Annotated in this window: 13 protein-coding genes and 1 other RNA gene; 1 reads left to right on the plus strand and 13 read right to left on the minus strand. The window is 64.5% G+C overall.

Annotated elements, in window-relative coordinates; all coding sequences use genetic code 11:
* The 12 genes from G4L39_RS07565 to G4L39_RS07620 form a co-directional block, all read right to left on the minus strand.
* Complete coding sequence (locus tag G4L39_RS07565) at positions 1-1,395, minus strand: O-antigen ligase family protein (RefSeq protein WP_165107171.1); 1,395 nt, start codon at positions 1,393-1,395, stop codon at positions 1-3.
* Positions 1,392-2,399 (minus strand): glycosyltransferase family 2 protein, encoded by a 1,008-nt coding sequence (locus G4L39_RS07570; RefSeq protein WP_165107173.1) that lies wholly within the window; start codon positions 2,397-2,399, stop codon positions 1,392-1,394. Before G4L39_RS07570 ends, G4L39_RS07565 begins: the two co-directional genes overlap by 4 nt.
* A 41-nt stretch (positions 2,400-2,440) precedes the next feature.
* On the minus strand, positions 2,441-3,523 hold the full coding sequence (locus tag G4L39_RS07575; RefSeq protein WP_165107174.1) for a lipid II:glycine glycyltransferase FemX: 1,083 nt from the start codon (positions 3,521-3,523) through the stop codon (positions 2,441-2,443).
* Positions 3,520-4,302, minus strand: coding sequence for a polysaccharide deacetylase family protein (locus tag G4L39_RS07580; protein ID WP_165107176.1), 783 nt, complete (start codon positions 4,300-4,302; stop codon positions 3,520-3,522). Before G4L39_RS07580 ends, G4L39_RS07575 begins: the two co-directional genes overlap by 4 nt.
* A complete protein-coding gene (locus tag G4L39_RS07585; RefSeq protein ID WP_165107177.1) occupies positions 4,278-6,104 on the minus strand; it encodes an asparagine synthase-related protein in 1,827 nt (608 codons plus the stop codon). Before G4L39_RS07585 ends, G4L39_RS07580 begins: the two co-directional genes overlap by 25 nt.
* 41 nt (positions 6,105-6,145) lie before the next feature.
* Complete coding sequence (locus tag G4L39_RS07590; RefSeq protein WP_165107178.1) at positions 6,146-8,065, minus strand: polysaccharide deacetylase family protein; 1,920 nt, start codon at positions 8,063-8,065, stop codon at positions 6,146-6,148.
* 195 nt (positions 8,066-8,260) lie between these two features.
* Positions 8,261-10,480, minus strand: a complete 2,220-nt coding sequence (locus G4L39_RS07595) for a glycosyltransferase (RefSeq protein ID WP_165107180.1) — start codon at positions 10,478-10,480, stop codon at positions 8,261-8,263.
* Between the two features lie 1,029 nt (positions 10,481-11,509).
* Positions 11,510-13,771 carry a GumC family protein gene (locus G4L39_RS07600; protein WP_165107181.1) on the minus strand — a complete coding sequence of 754 codons (2,262 nt, stop codon included), beginning with the start codon at positions 13,769-13,771 and terminating at the stop codon, positions 11,510-11,512.
* A 47-nt stretch (positions 13,772-13,818) separates the two neighbouring features.
* Positions 13,819-14,940, minus strand: a complete 1,122-nt coding sequence (locus G4L39_RS07605) for a lipid II:glycine glycyltransferase FemX (protein ID WP_165107182.1) — start codon at positions 14,938-14,940, stop codon at positions 13,819-13,821.
* The gene (locus G4L39_RS07610; protein WP_165107184.1) at positions 14,924-16,075 is read right to left on the minus strand and encodes a DegT/DnrJ/EryC1/StrS family aminotransferase; all 1,152 of its coding nucleotides are present in this window, start codon (positions 16,073-16,075) and stop codon (positions 14,924-14,926) included. Before G4L39_RS07610 ends, G4L39_RS07605 begins: the two co-directional genes overlap by 17 nt.
* A gap of 151 nt (positions 16,076-16,226) precedes the next feature.
* Positions 16,227-17,312 (minus strand): Gfo/Idh/MocA family protein, encoded by a 1,086-nt coding sequence (locus G4L39_RS07615; RefSeq protein ID WP_165107185.1) that lies wholly within the window; start codon positions 17,310-17,312, stop codon positions 16,227-16,229.
* 42 nt (positions 17,313-17,354) lie between these two features.
* Positions 17,355-18,107: a sugar transferase gene (locus tag G4L39_RS07620; RefSeq protein ID WP_205880861.1), complete on the minus strand. Its 753-nt coding sequence runs from the start codon at positions 18,105-18,107 to the stop codon at positions 17,355-17,357.
* Positions 18,108-19,130: 1,023 nt separating this feature from the next.
* Between G4L39_RS07620 and G4L39_RS07625 the strand changes: the two genes are divergently transcribed.
* A complete protein-coding gene (locus G4L39_RS07625; RefSeq protein ID WP_165107187.1) occupies positions 19,131-21,329 on the plus strand; it encodes a multiheme c-type cytochrome in 2,199 nt (732 codons plus the stop codon).
* 614 nt (positions 21,330-21,943) lie between these two features.
* On the opposite strand, the gene rnpB is transcribed toward G4L39_RS07625, so the two are convergent.
* An RNA gene (rnpB, locus tag G4L39_RS07630) (RNase P RNA component class A) lies at positions 21,944-22,383 on the minus strand.
* Positions 22,384-22,560 lie beyond the last annotated feature (177 nt).

A 22,560-nucleotide genomic window follows, 5' to 3' on the forward strand; every position in this document is an offset into this window, starting at 1 on the left:
TCAGATGCCGGGCTTTTCATGTGGGCCCGATGAAGCCGGAACCCATCCCGAGGCCCCTGCTCCCGGTAGCGCAGGTTCGGTGGGCGTCACGGCTGGAAGGTCGTAGGAGGCCGCCCTTTCGGCCCGGGATGCACTGGCAGGTGCCCATCCCCAGTTCACCTTGAGGGCAGCGGTGAGGGCCAGTGTCAAATAAAGGAACAGGATGGACTGGTCGAAGTACGCAACCGAGACACAGCTGGCCGCATGGGCGAACAAACCGGCTCCCACCGCCCAGGCGAAGAATTCCCGCCCGGGATCCCGACCGCGGAGGTTTTGCATTGCCTGCCCGACGTAACGGAACCCGCACCAGAGCAGGCTGATGAACAGCAGCATCAACGGCAGCCCGCCTTTGACCCCCTGACCCAAGTAGTGATTGGTGATGTCCACGTGGTCCTCGCTCCACGGGACGCCGTAGGGGAGCCAGTGGCGTGTGTAATCGGTGCCCGTGCGCCACCATTCGGAGAAATGTTCGATTGCGGCCTGGATCAGCGCTGCGCGGTGGTACGAGGAACTGCCGCCCGTGAGATCGATTCTCGCGATCAGGTAGTAGGCGGGCGCCTTCATCACAAGGTCCAGAAGGATGTAACCAAGCACTGCTGCGATCCTCATCTGGCGGGTCCAATAACGCCAGCGCCATAATCCCAGGGCAGCAAGGCTGAAGAGCACGCTGAGCAGCGGCCCGCTGGAGGCTGACGCCAACACCATCAGGCCGCACGCCGCCAAGCCCACCTTCGCGGTGATGGGATACCTGCGCCAGAGCCCCACCAGCATGGGAATGCAAACCGCTCCGACGGTTCCGGCCAGGATGGCATGTGCGAAGGGCCCCTGAGAACGGATCCTGCCGTTCCGCACTGCGGGCTCATCCGGCACCGCCCCGAACACGGCGAACAAATTCTGTCCGCGCACCTGTTCATGGAGCATTTCCAGGGCGACTGGGACAAGGATCCATGCGCTGACCCGAACAAGGCGATAGACGTCCTCCTCATCCTGACAAAAGCATCGCAACAGGAAGTACACGCAAAGGGCGTTGTAGACCATTCCCAGGTGGAACTGAAGGGTGGCCCCGGGTTGTTTGTGAAAGAAGCTCACGAGAATTGCCCACGCCGCCCAGGCGAGGAACAGCTTGTCCATGCCGATCCACCCCCCGGCAGGTCGCTCCCCGCGTATCAAGACGCGCACCACTCCGGCCAGTAATACCAGTCGGATGACAGGGAAATTCAGTCCGGCCACCTCGATGCCCTGTCCGAGCGTCATGTAGCAGGCTGCGGCCAGGAGGGGGACCGGAGCCCACTGGCGGGGCAGGGTCCAGATGGCCATCACCGCAGCCAGCAAAAACAACAAGGCCAGTGGCGTCATGGGGTCTTCTCGATGGCAGGGTCTGCAGGGATGAACCCGGTCTGACGGGTCTGTTTCTCCGGGCCCTTCGGGATCGTGGCCTCACGCCCGTGCCACGCCCAATCCCAAAGGAGACGGCTGCGGATTCGGGCGTTTTCCAATCTCTGGCCGGATCCTGAAAGCCGGAGTGCGATCAATCGCAGGGCTGCAGCCAGGGCCACCAGCCGACGATGGCATCGAGCGGCGCACCGGCCCTGGTATTTTTCAATCAGTTGCTCCACGGAACGTTGCTTCATGAGCACGGAGAAACCGCTCGGGGCATTTTGACTTGCTCCGCCACAGGCGTGGATGATTGCACACCCGGCATCATAAAACAGCTCCCAGCCCAGGGCCCGGACGGTTCGGGAAAGATCCACGTCCTCCGCATACATGAAATACCGTTCGTCGAACCAACCGGCGGCGTCCAAGACCTCTTTCCGTGCCAGCATGAACCCACCGTACAGCTTGCGGACCGGCCCGCTCCGCAGGGGGTCGTGGCAGAGCCACCGACCGGGCAGGCCGCGGCGCAACCAGCCGGGCACCATTAGTTCCAGAAACACGCGGCCCGGGGTCGGAAACCACTGCAGGCCCAGTTCCTGGACGGTGCCGTCCGGATCCCGCATCTGGCATCCCAGAATGCCGACCCGTGGGCGGCTCAGGAGCGAGTGGACGGCCTTCTCCAATGTATCCGGGAAGAGTTCGGTATCCGGGTTGAGAAACAGCACCAACGGCGTGTCCACCCAGGGGCGAGCATAATTGTTTCCGCGCCCGAACCCGAGGTTGGCACCGGTGTTTACGATGTGGTATTCGGGAAACTCCGCGGCGGCCCGCTCCCGGCTCCCGTCGGTCGAGTTGTTGTCCACCACGATGACCTTGACGGGAAAAGAAGTTCGGCTGGCACGGATGGAGCGAAGGCACCGCAAAAGCTTTTCCCCTCCGTTCCAGTTGACAATGATGATGGTCAGGGCGGTGGATGTCGAGGGCATGGTGGACATCGGGAGAGATGGCCGACTTCGGCCCGAGGATTTCATCGCTTGCGCCAACGTCGGAGGAGGCGCTGGAGCGATTCTGCCCAATGCAAGAGCCTGCGCCGGGCCTCAGAGGCTGCGAGTTCATACCGACCCAACTGGCGCACCTCCTGACCTCCCATACCGGATTTGAAGTGATACACGCCCGGGTTTCCCTCCGGGTTAATCCCTCCAAGGTCATAAAAGTGGCATCCCTGTGCCTTCAGGAACTCGATCATCCTCCACTGGAGGAGGTAGGATGCCTTGCTTTTGAGGCCGGCTTCCCCCGTGGCGCCCAGGAGGTAGATGCCGGTTTCACCCACGCCGGTCACGACCACGCCGGCATGCAATTCGTCCCCGCGCGTGGCGAGGGCAATCCTCATCTTTTCGGTGGGAAGCAACTGCTCCTGCATGCGGGCGAACTGCCGGACATCCACCGTCGTTTCAAACCTCTTCCGCTCCATCATGGAGTCGTAAAGTTGGATGAAACGGTCGAAGAGGTCCGTGGCATCTCCCTCCACCACCTGGAGTGCGTTGCGCTGGGCAGCGTTGAGCTGATTGCGCCATTTGCCGTCCAGGCGCTTCCGAACCACCTCCAGGGGAGGTGTCAGGTCCACACGGGCGGTGCGATATACGGCCTTCACACCAACCGCATTGAAGTGGAGATCTTGAAAGACGTGCGCAGCTTCCCCGGCCGCCGGGTCCTCCCAAAAGACATTGGGGATCACTCGTAATACCCAGCGACGGCGCTGAACGAATTCGGCTGCCAGTGTCGCCAGTGCTTCCCGAAATGCCACGGCGTCCCAAGCCTCCCCCCGCCGTTGCACACAGGGGCCCCAACGCACGTAGGCAACGCCCCAAAACCGGCCCAGCCGTATGGTGCGCACCTGGGCAATGGCCCGGGATTGCTGTCCGTTCCGAATGACGAGGTGGAGGAGGTTGTTCCGGCCCCAGGAAACGGCGCCGTAAGCCCAGGTCTGATAAAAATTGCCGTCTGCGAATTCCGCAAGCAACGGGCTCCAGACCTTCGGCTCGAGCCGCTGGAATGAGGAGTGCAACCCGGTGCGACTCGACACGTGTTTACTCAGTGCAGGAACACTCATTCGCCTTGCCCCTTGGTCTGGAACTCCGATCCCCGGGCCAACCAGCGGTAGCAACCCCGGAGTTTAAGAAGGAGCTCCAGGAGGAACTCATCGGGCTCGACCGCCACCCGGCCCACCACGGGCGGCAACGGGCCGCCATCCAGGCATGCCGGCTGGATACCAAACAAGCGCTTGTACCCCGCCGCCCGGGCTGCCTCCACCACCGCTTCGTTCCAGTCGCCATGGGGAAAGCTGAGCAACTCAACCGAACGTTCGACGAGGTCTTCCAGGGCTGCTTTCGAGCCCCGCAACTCCGATTCCAACTCTCCGGGTGTCAGCCGGGTCAGCCGCGGATGATTGACCGTGTGCGAGCCGATGGTCACGCCGGGTAAGCGAACCAGTTTGCGCAGGTCCGCTTTGGACATTACCTGCTCGTTCCAGAGCGGGTGTGCAGGGGACCGGATCCACCGCGGTCGATCCCCCAGGCTGCCGGTCGGCACGAACACCGTAAAGGGAAGGCCCCGTTCCAGGAGGGCCGGCACCGCGTTTTCCAAAACGGATACATACGCGTCATCGAAACTGATGCCCACCCAATGGGCGGCGCGGGGCGGCTCCTGATCCAGAGCCCAGGGTTGTACCCGCTTGCGGAGCTGGTCCATCTGGCGGGCAAAGCGGTGCCGGTGCCGGCCGGGTACGGCGTGGTAGTAGAGCACCACGCCCCGACCAGCTCTCCGCGGTTGCAGCCGGTCGACCAAGCCCAGCCCGAGACTGATCGTCAGTTTGGCGAACCGCCGGAGCATGCCCGGTGTGCCCACCAAAGTTTGAGGGTCAACAGAGGAACGAAAAGAAAACACTGTTCCGGCGGGAAATCGGCGGGCCGCTCCGGCAGACGTCGCCAGCCGGTGACGCACAGGATGAGGTCGTGCAGGTCGGTCCCGGCGCATCGCCAATGGTGTTCCAGAGCGGGGCTCTGCCGGTAATACCGGGTCCAATCGGGCCAGGAACCGTCCGAGGCAATGGACGTTCGCAGAAACCTCAACTTGCGTTGGAATCGGAGCCACTGCCAGCTCAGGGCTTCCCGCCACGCTGGCGCGTTCAGTGGGGCGCCCGTGTTCGCATCCGGAACGCGGATCAACGGGGAGTTGGCCAGCAAACGCCGGGCGGTCCGCAGGAACAGGTCGCGGTTCAGTTTCAGTCGTGAGGGAACCCGGCAATACACCTTCAGCACCTCGAGATCGGTGGCGGGCGGGGACCACCCCACGAGCCGCTGGGGCACAAGACGCTGCTGATTGTCGCCTTCATGGTAGAGAGGGAAGGTGCGCAAGGTTTCGATCCGGAAAAGCGCAGGGTCGCTGCGATCCTGACGGAGTTCCGGTGGGAAGCGGACGTCCCAGCGTTCCCTGGCCCGGGTTGCCAGCGCCGTATCAAAGACCCAGTGGTCGAAGTAGAACTGATGGCGGTATGGGGCCAGGACCTCATGCCCGTCCCAAAAACGAATCCTGCGGTTGAGCGGCAGGCCCTTGAACAAATAATCGCAGTAACAGCCGGTCAACAGCATCTGCTGGCCGGCAGCCTGGAGGGGCTCCAACACCCCGAGGAAGTGGTTGTTGGCGAATGTTCCCATCCCTCCGGAGACGCGCACCCCCATGGGGGCGTGTTCTCCGTAGTAATCGGTGGGCCGCTGAATGGGATGGAACCCGGCTCCGGCGGCTCGGGCGATGGCCCGGGCGGTGGCCAACTCGCGGTTGGGCGCGTCGTAGCAGGTGAATGCAAATGCGCGGGAGGGATCGTTCATGCAGCCGAGGACGAGTCGCGAATCAAGCCCGCCACTGAGAGCCACCGCAATTCGCCCGAGACGGGGCAACGATCGTCGTCGGACGGCTTTGCGCCATGCAGCAGCAAGCTCCTCCGCCAGCGCGTCCGGATCAGGGTTTGGGTCAGCCCGGTACTCGAACGAAAAATACCGTCGGGAGGTCAATCGTCGCGTGCGCAAATCCAGTGTGAAAACGGAGCCTGCTTCACACGCCTCGATCCCCTGGTAGTAGGTCCAGGGCGGCGTCACGGTGCTCGCCTGAATGAATTCAGCCAGTGAAACCTCATCCACACGATGGGCCCGGTCCACCACGGCTGCAAGAACGTCCGGATGGGACGCCCAGACGGGGTAGCCGTCCACCACACAACCGAAGACGGGAAAACATCCGGCGGGATCGGTGCGCAAATGGAGCACGCTTTGAACCGGATCGAACAACACAATGGCGCAGTTGCCGCTCAAATGATCCCACCCCGGGGTGCCCCGCTCACGGTACCGATGGTGAACCGCGCGGGCTGCCAAGCCACCACAAAGATCGTCCGAGCTTCCTGCCTCTGCGCTGGTCCACTCTTCTTCGTCGAGGGCAAGGAATCCGGTGACGGCACACACTGCCCCTTCTCTGTTCGTCGCAGGTTCCCAAAGCGCGTCCGGTTCGCACCAGGTCAGTATCAGTCGAAACTGTTCGTTATCTATCGCACGCGCCCTAAGTCGTGGCGACCACCGGAACAAGGTCGAGGGGTCCGGGGGAGAGCGGCGTTCCACAGGGCGGGTATCCAGTAACAGATCGGGCATGTTCTTGCCCGGGCGCGATCGTGCACCGGGCCGTGGACAAATTAGTGTGCGGTCAGGGTGGATTTCGAGGCGGCACCGGAAGACAACTCAGGGGGCGGAGGCCCATCGTCGTGCAGCCGCAGCCGCTCGGACCACAGGCTGGGGCGGGCAAGGAGATGGTTCCACTGTTGACGCCACACGTAGTGCCGAAAGGCCGGTTCCTCTACGCGGGGCAGGCGTCGCAGGTAACCGCTGAGGTAGCCCCATCCGAGGGCAATCCCGGCAAGCAGCAGCGGCCTTCGGAACGAGCGTCGGAGGCACTTGGCCAGCATGAACAACGGATGATAACAAGCCACGTAATTGGCCACGCCGTTCTTTACCCAGTTGGGCCAGCGACCATCCCCGCTCCCGGTGTCCTTGAGCTGTTCCACCGGCAACTCGGGGAACGTGCGGGTACGCCAGCCCAGCATGTTGGCCTTCAGCTCGTCCACGGTGTCCCAGCCGGGCCATCGGACCAGCCCTCCGATCTGCTCCCAGCACGCCCGCCGATAGATCTTGGTGGCACCGCGCACGTGAAAGGCAGGGTCGTCCAGGACCTCCGGTACCAATCGCCCTTGCACACGACGGCAGATCAATCCGCCTCCAATGCCCAGTCGGGGGTCGCGCTCAAAATGCTCCAGACATCTGGCAAAATAGTCCGGTCCGAAGGCCAGGTCCCCATCCAGCTTCACCAGAAAGTCCCACGAGAGATCCGCAACCAACAGGCAACCCTCATGGAAGGCCTCCATGACCCCGGTTCCGGGCAGACGACGGCCGCGGTCGGGCCGGTGCAAAACGCGGATCCAGCCATGTTGCCCCGCAGCCGCGTCTGCCAGGTCGGCCGTGCCGTCGGTGGAACCATCGTCCACGATCACCCAGCGTGCGGGGCGACGGGTTTGTCGCACCATGGACTCAATGGTACGACCAAATCGTCCGGCCTCGTTTCGCACCGGGGTAATGACGACGTAGTCACTCATGCGGCCTCGATTTTGGACCGGGTGAATCCGCAGTCGCTGCCGGGATACTTGCGGTCGACCGCCGCCGGCTGGACCTGCCCCGGCGCAGTCGTCGGACCAAAGCCTGCACGGGGCCGACCCAATCGTAGGCACCCTCCAACTTCGCAACCAGGAGTTGGGGGTCGTCGGCGTCGTTGCCGGCAAGCGGGGCAGCGTAAACGGGTCCGCGTCCGGCCGGGCCCGGCCCACCCGGGTGGTGACGGCATGGGCGTAACCGATCCGCCGCAACGCCCCGCCGAACCACCGGACGTAGTCGGGTTGTTCCCGGGGGAAGGCGTAGGGATGGGCAAAGCTCCGCACGGGACGCCCCAGCCGGGCCTCGATCTCTTCCTTGGACGTGCGCATTTCCTTTTCCCGTTCGGCAGCGCTTAGTTGGGGCAGTTCCGGATGCCAGACCGTATGTGCGCCCATTTCGATGCCCCCATCGGCAAGTTCCCTTACCTCGGCCCAGGTCAGGCAGGGTCGGCCGGCCGCCCCCGGCACCCCGGAGGCGCCCCGGGGTCGAAACGGCTTTCGTTCGTCACCCACGAATGCCGTGGCCAGGTACATCGTGGCGCCGAAGCCATACCGGCGCAGAACCGGCCAGGCCGACGTGTAAAAGTCCTGAAAACCGTCGTCGAAGGTGATCGCGACCGGTCGGGTTCCATCCCCGCCGGCAGCGTCCTTCGTTTCCGTATCATCCCCTTTCAACCAGGCCAACCCTTCGGAGAGCGTCACGCCGCGGTACCCATGTGTGGCGAGCCAGTCCATTTGCTCGGCAAATCGCGAGGGGCTGGTGCAGAGGCGGTAGTAGGGTGGTACACCCGGTTCAGGATCGTCCGAGATGCTGTGGTACATGAGGATCGGCAGGACGCGGTCCCCGCGCGGGGCGCGGGACGTGCGCCGCAGGCGGTGAAGTAGAATTGTGATCAACCGATCCCATCGCATTGGGGCATCACCGAGACCCGGAGATCAACCACAGAGGTTCTGGGGCAAAGAGAAGATGTGCCAGCTCCGAGCGGCGCGTCAGTGAGGGCGCAGAACAGTCGCGAGCAGGTCGGCGGCATTCATTTCATCAACACCACAGAGACACGGAGGCCACAAAGATCGGGCACAGGGGACTGTGCCGTTCCCATGATACTTTCATGGGAAGGACGGCGTACTCGCCGTCCGCGACAACGCGGGCACGGGGGACTGTGCCCCTCCCGGTGGGCTATGGCCCGGACCGTCGGCTACCGGGAGGGGCCCGGCACAGCCGCAAAGGCGGCTGACCAGGGCGAGATATTCGTGCTTTTTGACCTCCCAGCTCTCAGCCCGGGCATAGGCCAGCGCACGTTCCACCCGCCGCTGTGTTTCCTCCATGTTTTCCAACACGTCCACCACCGCCTCCGCCAGGGCGTCCGGATCGCCGGAACGGAAAAACCGCAGCACGTCGTCGCTGAAGTAATACCGGTCAATCCGCGTTTCGGAGGCCACCACGGGCACGCCCAAGGCCATGAATTCCATGATCTTGGTGCTGTAGGCCTCGTTCCCAAAGGAGTCGGCACGTTTGGGCACGATCCCGACGTCTGCGCCGGCCATGATGCGCGCGATTTCCTGCACCGTGACGGGTGGATGAAATCGGACGGCACCCTCCAGGTGCAGCGACCGGGCCAGTTGCTCCCAGGGTTCCCGCATGGGGCCTTCACCGTAGATGTGCAATTCCGCCCCGGGAAAGCGCTGTCGGATTTTGGGCAGGGCACGGATCGCAATGTCCAGCCCTTGATGTTCCTGCAGGCCGCCCGGAAAGATCAGGATGGGCGCCCGGCCGGGCTGCGATTTCACCCGCAGGTCGGGCCGAAACACCCTCATGTTCACGTGGTTGATGAACACGGAGGATCGATCCGCCGTACCGGTACGGGCGGCATAGGTGGCGTGCCAGAGGTGATTACTGACAATGATGTGGTCGGCGCACCGGGCGCAGAGACGTTCGATCCATGTCAGGAGCCGGAACAGCGGAGAGGAGGTGGAGTACCCGAACCGGCCGCAGAAGAATTCCGGCAGGATGTCGTGGATGTCGAGGATTACGCGGGCCCCGCGCAGGCGCGGGTACAAGGCGGTCCACGCCAGGAAATCCGGCACGTTGTGGACATGGATGAGGTCGTAGGGCCGGCGATGATGTTCGCGAGCCAGGTGCAGGGCGGCTTTGATGAAGAAACCGGTCGTGCTCCGGAGGATCGGCCAGGGACCTTTTTCCGTTTTGCTGAACCTGTCCTGGAGCCGCCGCACCTGCACGCCTTGGAGCCGTTCTGATTTGGGGAGGTCGGGGGAGGACCGCAGTCCCAGCACCTCGACTTCATTGCCGGCCTCCACCAGTGCTTCGGCGTAGCGGATCACGCGGTTGTCTCTCCGGTAGACAGAATGCGTGACCATGGCGACGCGGAGAGGCCGACGATGCTGCGGCCGGCGTGGCAGATCGCGTACGTATCGGGCGACCTCCCGGGGCAGGGCGTGCCAGTACCGGCCCGCGTAACGGTCCCGAACATAGGTCAGCAGGCGTTCGTAATACTCGACCGGGAACGTGAACGGATCATCCGGTTCGTCCGGGAACCGGATATAGTCCGGGTGTACATTGACCAGCACCATGCCGCCGTGTTCGGCGATCCAATCCAGTTTCCGGAGCCAGATTTCGGGTGACTTTTCCTCCAGCAGCAGGAAGAGGGTTGAGTCCTGGACCAGGGTGTAGGGCAACTCGACGTAGCCACGGTTGGGATCTGTGGGGGCCGGGACCCAAAAGGGAAAGATCATGCCCGCCCCGTCCGGCATGGGTTCAAAGGGATCGGTATCGAACGTCGACGCATCGTACAGGATGTCCAGTTCGTGCAGCCATTCGAGTCGGTGGAGCATGAAACCGGCGCGGAATCCCACGGCGCGCCATTCGCGCAGGTAGCGGTTGATCCGGGCGGCGGCCTGTTGGAAGTGCTGGCGGTTGCGGAAGAGGTGACCGTCGTGGTGCAGGTCGTGGACGCCGATCTCGAAGCCGTTCCGTTCCAACCGGTCCCGTAGCATGGGCGAGAGATGGTACTCGCCCTCGGGGATGAAATTGAACGAGGAGCGGAAGCCGAGGTTTTTTTCAAGCTCCATCAGGGCTTCGCACCTGCCGATGCCGTCGAAGCCCTCGACGTCATGGGTGAGGACGAAGGCGAACTGTTTGCCCATGGGCCAGCCGGGCCAGCCCTGCGGCGGGTGTTGGGAGCCCGGCAGGATGGGCCAGCAATCGGCCATGCGCCGGCGCCGACGTCGGGAATACCAGCGCCGGAGGGCGAGCCTCAAACCGTAGGGGAGGAACGGTTTCAGGGTGTACCAAATACGATTGCGCAGCATGCGATCAATGGTCCACCCCGAAGGACACCAAGGTTTTTCCCTGATTCACGACGGAGACACACACCGCCCCGGGTTGAACCGGAGAGATCCGTTTCCCGGAAGAACAAGCGGGAATCGCAAATACAAGGTCGGGGGTGAACCCGCGATCCGTGCCCGGGAAGACACGGGGCCCAAGCCGTGCGTTGCATGATTGGGCACGGAGGACCGTGCCCCTCCCATGATGGTTCCCCGGGAGGGACGGCGTCCTCGCCGTCCGCAACAATTGGCGGGCGCACGCAGGTCTTTGGTTTCACCACGGAGACACGGAGGACACAGAGAGGGGCACGGAGTTCCGCCAAAGGCACGGGAGGGACCGCGTCCTCGCGGTCCGCAAGAACACGGGCGCAGAGGACTGCGCCCCTCCCGGGCGGCGTGCGCCGCCCAATAACCGGGCAGAGGGGACCGTGCCCCACCCACGATGGTTCCCTGGGAGGGACCGCGTCCCCGCGGTCTGCAAGAATTGGCGGGCACACGCAGGTTTTTGGTTTCACCACGGAGACACGGAGGACACAGAGAGGGGCGCGGAGTTCCGCCAGAGGCACGGGAGGGACGGCGTCCCCGCCGTCCGCAAGAACGCGGGCGCAGGGGACTGCGCCCCTCCCGGGCGGCGTGCGCCGCCCAATAAACGGGCGCGGGGGACTGTGCCCCGCCCATGATGTTTCGACGGGTGGAAGGCCTTCCCCGCCGTCCGCAAGAATACCGGGCACGAGAGGGCGGTGTCTGTCGCGGTCCCGGTGGCGGGAAAAGGGCGGGCTCCGCCCCCGTCAATTCGCAGGCTGTCCTGCGATTGACCCAATCCCGAACCCTTGGTCTGTCTCATGGGCTGTTGACGCCCCCGGGTCCGCTCCGCCGCAGACCGTGTCCTGCGCGTGTCCTGCGTTCGGTGGGACTTCGGGGCGTCCCATGCACTCGGGCCGGCCCGGACGGACGCGTCCGGACCGTACCTGCGCCACGCGGCCGGCACCCGCGTGCCCGGCCCGCGCTTCCGGATCAAAGCTCCTGCCGGAGCCGTTCCGGGACGTAATCCCGCTTCTTGTTCAGCACCGCTGTCACGTTGGCTTTGGATTCCTGCAACAGGGTGTGAGCGCGCCGGGCCAGGTCCTGGCCGGTTCGTTCGGCTTCCACGACCATCAACACCATGTCCATGTACCCGGCCAATCGGGCGGTGATGGTGGTCTGGGAAACCGGTGGCATGTCGAAAATGATGTAATCGAACTGGCTGGCCTTCATTTTGGGGACCAGGTTGGCGAAGCGGCGGGGCAGGACGCGGGGCAGTTTCTGGTCGTTGGTGGCGGCCGCCGACACCACGTAGAGGTTGTCCTGGATCAGTGCATCGTCGGCCCTGCCCTCTTCAATCGCCTCCAGGAGCCCCACCACGGGTTTGCCGTGTTGGAAATGTTGGGTGGCCCCGCCGTCGACGTTCATGTCCACCAACAGCACGTTGCCATCGCCGGTTTCCGAAAGGGACGCGGCCAGGCCGGCGGCCAGGGTGCTGACGCCGGCGCCCTCGTGACAGCTGGTGACGGCGACCAGCTTGGGTTTGTGGGTCATGTTGCGGATCTCAAAGTAGGTGACGATGCGGTCCCGCAGTCCGTCGAACCAGGGTCGGAGCGGATCCTGATCGGAGGCAACTGCCAGCGGACCGCCCCGCTGGCCGGTGGGCACGGGTAATTCGGCCGCGGCACCATTGCCGCCGGGTTGGGGGGTGGGCTCATGTCCGTTCCGGGCCGGGCGGGCACTGCCCCAGCCGCGTCCCCGGCGTTTCAGGTAGGGGATGCTGACCAGGAGCGGCAGGCGCAGGTTGCGCTCGATGTCCACCGGTCTGCGAATGGCCATGCCGAAGAGGCGTTCGAGGGCGAAGGCCAGGGCCAGGCCCAGACCGAGCCCGCCGCCGAGGCAAAGGGCCATGGGTTTGGCGAACTCGAAGACGTCGCGGGCGGCCGGGGACGGGGATTGTACGATGCTGATGTTGGTGATTTTGCCGGGGCCGAGGGATTCCTCCACCCGGGCTTTTTCGAGTGTTGCGGAGTAATAGCGCAGATTGGCCTCGTCCAGTTCGCGACGTCGTTCCAGTTCGACCAGGCGCGGTTCGACCGCGGCGATGCGGTTGGCGTCTTCGGTGACCCGGGCGATCTGGTTGGAGAGGACGGCCATTTTGGCCTCCAACGACAAGACACGGGCCACGGCCTGGGCAAGGTCGTTGGTGTTCGTGGGGGCGGCGACGGGCACGACCGGCGCGGTGAGGAGCTCGGGATGTTCCTGTTCCAGGGACCGCTTGCGGGTGTCGGCCTCGGCGATTTGCGTCCGGACACGCCGGATGAAGGGGTGTTCCGGTCCGAACCGGAGGAGCAACTCGCTTTCGCGGCGGCGGTACGCTTCCAGCTCGGCCACTGCGGTGCGGTATTGTTCGGCGATCTCGGGGGGTACGGTGGAGGCGTTGGTGACCGCGGCGAGCGCGTTGGTCCCGACGCTGCCCAGCAGATGGTTGAGTGCGGCGCGTTGTTCGGCCAACTGGGCTTCGGTGGTCAGCAGGTCGGAACGCAGTCGGGCCAGTTCCGCCAGGGTGGCGGCCTTGGCATCGGCCAGGGAAATGATGCCGGCCTCGGCCTTGAGCCGTTTGATTTCCTCCTCGGTCTGGGCCAGGCGGGCGCGGATCTGGTCGGCTTGTTGGGCGAAGAAATCGTCGAGGACACCGATCCCTTGATGGATGCTGACGTGTTTGTCGAGGTAGGTCTTGAGGAGGGTATCGAGGACCTGGCGGGCCACGCCCGGGTCGGGGTGACGGAACTGGACGAGGATGATGTTGCTCCGGCGCGGCACGTTCACGGTGAGACCACGGCGGATGTAGGCGGCGGCCCGGTTGCGGTCCTCGCCCCCGCCGTAGGCGGCCAGGACGTTGCGCGGGCCGACGGCGTCGGCCACCTGGAGGGCAAGGTCGAGGCTGGTGAGGATTTCAATTTCGGAATTGATGATGTTCTCGCCGCGGCTGTCGGGCGTTTTGATGTCAGCGTCCTCGGTTTTGGTGAGGGCCGGCCGGTTTTCGAGGATGTACCGGACGAGGATCTTGGCCTCGGTGACGTAGGACGGCGGGTTTCGGAAATAGATGAAGCCGGCGGCACCGACACCGAGCAGGAAGCAGAACAGGATCTTCCACTTGTGGCGGAAGAACATGTAGGTCAGGTCGGCGGCGTTCAGCCCCGGGACGGGGCTGGCGTGGACGGGCCGGGCCTGAACGGGAATCGGATCACTCATATCGCTCTCTCAGTTCTACAGTGCGGCAGCTTCATGCTGGTTATCGGTTAATCCATGTGCGGGTAAAGGAGCTGCCCAGCCCAACGGAGGCAGGGCAGCGGAAGTCTGCGAAAGATCATGGTGTGGAAACCCTCGGTCCGGTCGGATTTGGGAATCGTACTGCCGGTGGCCGACTCCAGGCAAAGGACGGGCAAGGGCTCTTCCCGACCGCCGAGGCCCGTTTTGAACCTGCGCAGGCCCTCGTTGGCCACGGAGGTGCGTCCCAAATGCAACCGGCTAAAATCACGCAGTGCATAATAGCGCATGGCGGTCCACATGGCCAGATTGTTGGGGCGCCATTGTTGGGCGGCCAGGTCGGAGGCGCCGAACTTGTAAACCGCCTGGCGGCCGAAGTGAAGGAAAACGGCTCCGGCGACCACGGTTTGGTCTTTTCTAACCAGGACGACCATGCCGAGGTCGTTTTGGAGGAGGTGGCGGGCGATGTTCTGGAAGAAACGCCACGGTTGTGGAGGCAGACCGTGGCGGCGCCGGGTCAGGCAATGGAGCTTGTAGTAGTCGGCCAGGGCGGCCTCGGTGGTGGCGATTTCCACGCGGAGTCCGCTGGTTTCGGCTTTGCGGAGGTTGCGTCGGGCGGCGCTGTCCATGCGGGCCCGCATGGCTTCCGGTCCGCCGGAGAGGTCCACCGTATGGGCCAGGTATTGGAGGGAGGGCCGGCTGATGGGGATGACCGGACCCGGCTGACGCAATTCTGCGTGACGCCAGTGGCGGAGCCGGGCCTGGCGGAGGAGCGCGGTCAACAGGGCGGGCCCGTGGGCCGGGTTGCGGGACAGGCAGGGGCAGAAATCGGTGAAGGGCAGGCTCACGCCGCGGCGACCGGTCAGCGGGCTTCGGACCTCCAGGACGGGCAGGCAGGCGTCCCATGTGGGCTCGTTGTTGCGAAGGAGGAGGTAGACCGGCCTGTGGCCGTATGAATCGGCCAACACGCGGCACCAGGCGCGGGTGTGGAAGATGGTGGCTTCCGGGAAGCGCGCCACCTGAGCGTCCCAGTCAGGGTCCTCCCGCGGGTCGCAAACGCGAACCGCGTCGGTGAGAGCCGGTTCCCCCTTGGGGGGCGGTTCAGACCCGGGGTACGCGGCTGCAGCAGGAGCAGGTTCAGACTGCACAAGCATGAGATCGGGGACGCAGTTCATCCAAACAGGCCCGAAGTTCCGTCGCCACGAGTTCGACCTGCTCGGGCCGGAGCTCGGGATACATGGGGAGGGACAGAAACTCCCGGGCGCATTGCTCGGCCACGGGGAAACTGCCCTCGCCGTAACCGAGGTGCTGGTAGGCCTTCTGACGATGTACGGGGATGGGGTAATGAATGCCGCAGGCGATGCCGCGCCGGCCCATCCGTTGCAGGACCTCGTCCCGGTCGGACACCCGCACCGCATAGACGTGGTAAACGTGGGTGCGCCCCGGGGCTTCGACGGGCAGGACCACCTGTTCGACGTCGGCCAGTAACCGGGCGTACTGGCGGGCATGGTTGCGGCGTGCCTCATTGGCGGCGGCCAATCGGCGGAGCTTGACCTGCAGGACGGCGCCCTGGATGCCGTCCATGCGCGCGTTCCAGCCGATGTGGTCGTGGTGGTACTTCCGGACCTGACCGTGATCGCGGAGGCAGCGAATGCGGTCGGCCAATTCGGCGTCATTGGTGACGACCGCGCCGGCTTCGCCAAAGGCACCCAGGTTTTTGCCGGGGTAAAAGCTGAAACAGCCGGCGATGCCGAAGGTGCCGGCGCGACGGCCCTTGTAGGTGGCGCCGTGGGCCTGGGCAGCGTCTTCAACCACGGGGATGCCGTGCCGGCGCGCGACCTCGAGGATGGGGTCCATGTCCGCCACCTGGCCAAAGAGGTGGACAGGGATGATGGCCCTGGTGCGGGGGGTGATGGCCTGCTCGAGCCGGGCGGGGTCCATGGTGTAGGTCACCGGCTCGATGTCCACGAAGACGGGTCGGGCGCCACAAAATGAGACAGCCTCGGCCGTGGCCATGAAGGTGCTGGGGACGGTGATGACTTCGTCGCCGGGACCGACGCCCAGGGCCAGCAAGGTGAGCCAGAGGGCATCGGTACCGTTGCCGACGCCAATGGCGTGGCGAGTCCCGCAGAAGGCGGCCCAGTCTTTCTCGAAAGCCTCCACGAACGGTCCCCCGGCAAAGGCATTGGCATCGATGACACGTTCAATGGCCTGGCGGATTTCGTCCCGGATGGGCTCGTGGTGCGCCTTCAGGTCCAGGAACGGGACTTTGATGGGTTGCTGGTTCATGACGAAGTTGACGTTGTGGTCTCTCGGAGGTCCGGTGGAAGCAAATTATGCGCCAAAGTGGGCCGACCGCCGGGGTTGATGGCGCTATTTGGGCCCGTGGCATGCCACGCATGTGAGGTTGGCGGTTGCCGGGCGCCATGTTGGGTGAAGTTCAGGAGGCGGCCGCGGTGGCGGCCAGAGGTTGCGGGGATTCGAACAAGGGCGGAGGTGCACCGTGGCCGTTGACCTCCACGGGGACACCGCCCTTGCGCAACGATTGGGAGGCCAGCTCGAGGATTCGGACCACTTCGAGTCCTTCCCGGCCCGAGGTCAGCGGTTTCTGGCCGGTACGGATGCAGTCCAGGAAATGCTGGCACTCGAGCTTCAGGGGTTCCTCCTGTTTGACGTATGGGACGTACATGTCGCCGTAGTGATAGGAGTATTGGAACTCCGCGAAGGTGTCGTAGTGCGGCGGCACCTCCACGCGGGCATCGTAGATTTTGATTTTCTCGTGGAGGGCGACGTCGTCGTAGACGATCATGCGCCGTGTACCCACAAAGGTCATTTCGCGCACCTTTTTGGGGTCGAGCCAGCTGCTGTGGACCATGGCGATGCGGTTGTGGTCGAAGGTGAGGTGCAGGCTGGTGACGTCCTCGATGCCGGGGGTGATGTGGGCGTTGCCCCAGCAGGAGACCACGCGCGGCAGGCTTTCCATGATGTAGAGGATGATGGAGAGGTCGTGGGGTGCGAGGTCCCAGGTGACGTTGATGTCCTTCTGGAACAAGCCGAGGTTCAGGCGCCGGGCGGCGATGTAGTGGAGCGGACCGATGTCGCCGCGGCTGATGATCTCCTTGATCTTGCGGACTGCGGGCGAGAACAGGAAGGTGTGCCCCACCATCAGTGTCAGGCCCCGGTCTTCCGCGAGTTGGATCAGTTCCTCGCATTCGGCCACGCTGGCGGCCATGGGTTTTTCGATGAAGGTATGTTTGCCGGTGGCCAGGCTGGCCCGGGCCATGCGGTGATGGAACCGGACCGGCGTGGCGATGGCGATGGCGTCCAGTTCAGGGTCATGGACGAGGTCTTCGTAGTTCTGGGTGACCTGCAGTTCCGGGTAGAGCCGCTGCATGTGGGCGAGCCGGTCCGGGTTGACGTCGCAGACCATCTTGAGTCGGCAACCGGGCAGTTGCCGGAAGTTACGGATGAGGTTGGGGCCCCAGTAGCCGCAACCAACGACGCCCACGGTCAATGGCTTTGCCATGGCTAAAAGATCGGTGGAAAGTGGGAAAACTTCAGGGGAATTTTAGGCGGCCTTGGCGGCCCCGTTCGCGGCGGGAACGGCCGGGTGCGTCGGGGATGACGCAGCCGGGGTGCGGACAGCGGCGCGGGTTTCGCGCACCTGCGCCGCCAAGGCCGAGAAGGTCTTTGCCATGATCCGGAGATCCAGCCAGAGGGATTTGGTCCGTGCGTACTGGATGTCCAGTTCGATCATGCGACGGAAGGTGGTGTGATTTTTGCCGCTGACCTGCCAGAGGCCGGTCAGCCCCGGCACGGCTTCGCACCGCTGCCGTGCCCAATCGTCGTACTGTTCGTATTCGTAGGGCAGGCAGGGCCGGGGTCCCACCAGGCTCATTTCGCCGCGCAAGACGTTGATCAGCTGGGGCAGCTCATCCAGTCCGGTGGCCCGCAGAAAGGCGCCACCGCGGATCAACCGCGGATCGCCCTTGACGTCGAGTTTGATCATGGGCGCGTCGCTGGTCAGCAGCGATTTGAGGTGTTGTTGATGGCAGGAGGTGTCCGCGTTGACCCGCATGGTGCGGAACTTCAGGCACCAGAACCGTTGACCGCGGTACCCGATGCGTTCCTGGCGGAACAGCACGGGGCCGGGCGAGACCAGTTTGATATACGCTGCAATGGCCAGACCCAGCGGCAACGTCACGGGCAGGCTCACCAGGATGCAGAAGAGGTCCAGCGCCCGCTTCCACACCGGCAAGGGCCCGTCGTCCGCGCCGTCCCGGCTCATGCTCAGCGTAATGGCTTGTGTTTGCTCCGGCATGTTGTCTGTCACTCCACTCCCGACTTGTCCCTGGAACCTCCCGCGGCTTGCGCCCTTCGCGCGTCCCGGACCGAAGACCGGCCGGCCCGTTCCGCGCACCCCCGTTGTCTCGGAAGGTTCCGTTCCGTCCGCCGCCGGAAAGGCCGCTGGTGCGGCCGACTCCATTGGCGAACACGCTTCCTTCTTACCATAAGGCCGGCTTCCGACAATCTGGGTGAACTCCCAATCGTGGCACCGGTGAAAACCCGCAGTGCATCGGGCAAACTACGGATATGCAGTCGCGGTTGGAAGATGGCTCGAAGCTGGGTTGTCGGTGACAGAAAACGCTCAGAATGCCCGTGAAAATGGTCTTTCGTGCAAGTCTGTGCGCCCGGTGACGGGTCCCGGGGATTCCCCGGGATGCCCTTCCGATGCGGAGCCTTGGAGGTTTGGACAGATTTTTCACCACCCCGGGAAAGCCGGCTTTCACGGCAGCGCGGTGGGGCAGCGGGTTCGGGGCTGGCGTGGCTGTCGGAGGCGGACGTTATTGGGCGTCCGGGGAGGTGACCCCTTCCCCGGCGGGTGTTCGGCCCCGGGCCAAGGTTTGCGGACACGGCGGATGGTGCCCGTTCCGATAAAGGACGGCGTCCTCGCCATCCGCAACAATTGGCGGGCACACGCAGGTCTTTGGTTTCACCACGGAGACACGGAGGACACAGAGAGGTGTGCCGTGTTCCGCCAAAGGCACGGGAGGGACGGCGTCCTCGCCGTCCGCAAGAACACAGGCGCAGAGACTGCGCCCCTCCCGGGCGGCGTGCGCCCCCAAATAAACGGGCACGGAGGACCGTGCCCTTCCCGGCGGGCGTTGGCCCCTTCCACTGATTTCGGTCGCGCACATTTGAAGGCAAAGACAGAGGCATACACGGCGGGGGCAACTTTAGATGCCTTTTTGACAAAACATGCGTAGGCGGCCTGTCCGGGGGGATCGAGAATGCCGGCAGCTTGAAGGGTCGGTCGGTCAACCATCATCAACCGACAATGCGTATGAAAGCACGAAACGGCATTCGGCGCGGCGGTGTGGCGGGCGTGGTGGCAGGGTTGCTGGGGCTGTGGTCGGTATCCTCGCCGGCTCAATCACCCCTGTTGGTCCCCCGGCCTCTGACGCACCAGGACATTCACGATTACGGTCTGCCGACGAATTTGCAGGTGTCCGGCGGGTTGGACACGGTGGGCATCGGGCAACCGGTGTACCTGGAGCTGCTGCTGCCCAAGAGCATGACGAACGTGACCGGGGTGACCTGGGAATTGACGGTCAAGCCGGTGGGCAGTGCGGACATCCTGCTGGAGAGTCCGTTGGGGCCGAATGTGCCGGCGTTCGATCCCAGGGCACAGCTGGATTACAACGTTGTGGACCGGCGCTTGCTGAAGCCGAGCGCCGCCGGCCAATACAGTGTGCAGGTAACGGTCAACCTGGGCACCACGAACCTCGTGCTGCGACGAAACGTGTCCGCGGGGACGTACCTGGGGGCTTGGACCTGTGCGCTGTGCCACAGCGGCGGTGCGATTGCGGAGAACAAATATGCGCAGTGGCAGCAGACCGCCCACGCCACGTTCTTCCAACGCGCGATCAACGGGGAGGTGGCACCCTATTACCGGGCCTCCTGCATCCAATGCCACGTGGTGGGCTACGACACCGATCCCGCTGCGGTGAATGGTGGATTTGATGACGTGGCGGCGCAGTTGGGGTGGACGTTTCCGAGCCGGTTGAGTCCGACGAACTGGGCTGCCCTGCCGCAGGCCTTGAAAAATCTCGCCAACATCCAGTGCGAGAACTGTCACGGTGCCGGCAGCGAACATGCGCTGGCGCTGGGCCAGACCAACCTGTTCAACTGGCCGCGCATCACGGTGAGCTATAGTGCGGGCGACTGTGCCCAGTGCCACTCCGAGGAACCGTATCACGTCTACCCGCTGCAGTGGGCCAATTCGCGGCATGCGGTGGCGGTACGCCAGGAGCGTACGGACTGCGTGGGATGCCATCAGGGCATCGGGTTCATTGACCGCATGAAGGGCGTGCCGATGGCGCAACGGCGCACGCAGTACGAATCGATCAACTGCAGCGCCTGCCATGATCCGCACGACGCCACGAATCCCCATCAGTTGCGGGCCATGGGCCCGGTAACCCTGGCCGACGGGTTCACGGTGGTGGCCAAGGGTGGGAAGGGCCTGCTGTGCATGAACTGCCACATGTCGCGTCAGAACGCGACCAACTACGTGGAGGTGACGGCCGGCAGCAACAGGTTCGGTCCGCATTACGGTCCGCAGGCGGACATGTTGGTGGGTGCCAATGCGGTCACCTACGGCAAGGTGATCCCGAGCTCGGCGCATTACCAGGTGGTGGGCGACAGTTGCGTGGCCTGCCACATGCAGGACACCGACCGGGCGGATCCCGCGCACCTGCAGGTCGGCGGGCACACATGGAAGATGGCCTGGGACACCGGCTCGAATCGTGTGGAACTCGTCCGGGCCTGTGTGCAGTGCCATGGTGACATTGATACGTTCGACTTCAAACGACAGGACTACGACGGCGACGGCATCATCGAAGGGGTTCAGACCGAGGTGAAGGGTCTGCTGGAGAAGCTGGCCATGATGCTGCCGCCGGTGGGCCAGCCCGTGGTGGCCAGCGACACGGCAACCCGGAGCAAGTTCACGCGGGCCCAACTGCGGGCGCTGTACAACTACCTGTTCGTGCTGGAGGACGGCAGTTACGGCATCCACAACCTCAGCTATGCTGTCGGGTTGCTGAAGGCCTCGATTGCCGACCTGAGCGGCGACGCCAACAACGACGGTTTGCCCGACTGGTGGCAGCAGGCCTACTTTACCGGAATCAACGACCCGATGGCAGCGCCCAATGCCAGTCCCGCGGGCGATGGTGTGCCGAACTGGCTGAAGTTTGCGCTGGGGCTGGATCCGCGCGTGCCGGGGGTGGCGTTGCCGGACGGCGTGGTGTTTGTCCAGGGAAAGAACCTCGGCGGCGGGGATGAAAAAGTTCGCATCTACACGGCTGCCGAAATCACCTTCGACACCAAGCCCGACAAACGGTACCAGATTCAGGCCGTCTCCTCGCTGGGTGGCGGGTGGCAGAACATTGGCGCGCCCATCCAGGGCACCGGCCAGCCGGTCAGCTACCTGACGCCCACGCGGGCCAACGTCCAGCAATACTACCGGGTGATCGAGCTGGATTAACGATCTTCCACGCACCACACACCCGACCGCAACAGCACCCCTTCCTGGCCTCCGGGAAGGGGTGCTCATTTTTTGCGGGGCCCGCGTGCGCGGGGATGGGCGGCGACGGGGATCCAACCTGCCCCGGGGCGCATGGAAGAATCGGCTTGGGATCGCCGCACGGGGCGTGGACCGGCCCGGAGGAAAGTACGGGGGTCGAGGCACCCAAAGCGCGCCTCAACCTGCCCTGTCTTGTCCGGCCGGCGCCCGTTAACGCCCGCGCATAAGCGGCTGATGGTGCGGATCCAGGGAAGGCCCCGCGTCCCAGGACGCCGGGCCGGTGCACGGCAAAGGGGATGGGCCGGATGCACCCGGTCGCCGGGCGGGGGTATTGTGGGGGTATTGGGAGCGCACACGCCGTGCTGCGGCGGCGAAGTTGCCCCTGCAGAGTCACCACGTTGCCAGTGACCTTCAAACGGAACGCCGCGGGCAGGGATCTGATAAAGACTGGCGGCGGGTCGAAGGCCGGGAGCTGGTTTGGGGTGCCGGCCTTCTCGGACCGAGCCGGGTCGGCAGGTTTTGTCCGGTGAACGGAGGGTCAACAACCCCGGGCGGTTTCCGAAATACGGGAAAAGGCCCCGGAAAGAGCTGTAAGCCGAATTCTGTCTGCTCCGGGCTTGTGGCCCGGAGGAGAGTATCATTTATCTGCGCGGCCAGAACCCGGGACGCGTTCCGCGTGGGCGGAACTGAAGCGGGCCACTTCGAACGTCCCCTATTTGGCCTTGCACCCGATGGGGTTTGCCGTGCCTCGTCGCTTGCGCGAACGAGCGGTGGGCTCTTACCCCACCTTTTCACCCTTGCCGGTGCGCCGGCCCGACCGGGATCGGCCGGGATGCGCACAGGCGGTTTGTTTTCTGTGGCACTGTCCGTCGGGACGCCTCACGGCGTCGCCGCCCGCGTGTATCCCGCGCTGCACTCCTACCCGGGTGCAGGGGGTTACGCGGCATCGTGCCCTGCGGTGTTCGGACTTTCCTCCCCCGGGAAAACTCCCGGGAGCGATACTCCGCTCTTTCCGGAACCGCGGAAAATCTACGCCTCCCGGGGGCGCGGTGCAACCGGCCGGAGGCGTCGGAGGCCGCAGCGCGGCCGGGGGACCGGAGACAGCAACGCGCTCAGGAATCCACCACAGAGGCACGGTGGCACAGAGATGGCTCCCAGAGGGTTGCTGGCGAACTTTCTGACAAGCAACCTG

The sequence above is a fragment of the Limisphaera ngatamarikiensis genome (assembly GCF_011044775.1).
In the GTDB taxonomy this organism is placed as follows: Bacteria; Verrucomicrobiota; Verrucomicrobiia; order Limisphaerales; family Limisphaeraceae; genus Limisphaera; species Limisphaera ngatamarikiensis.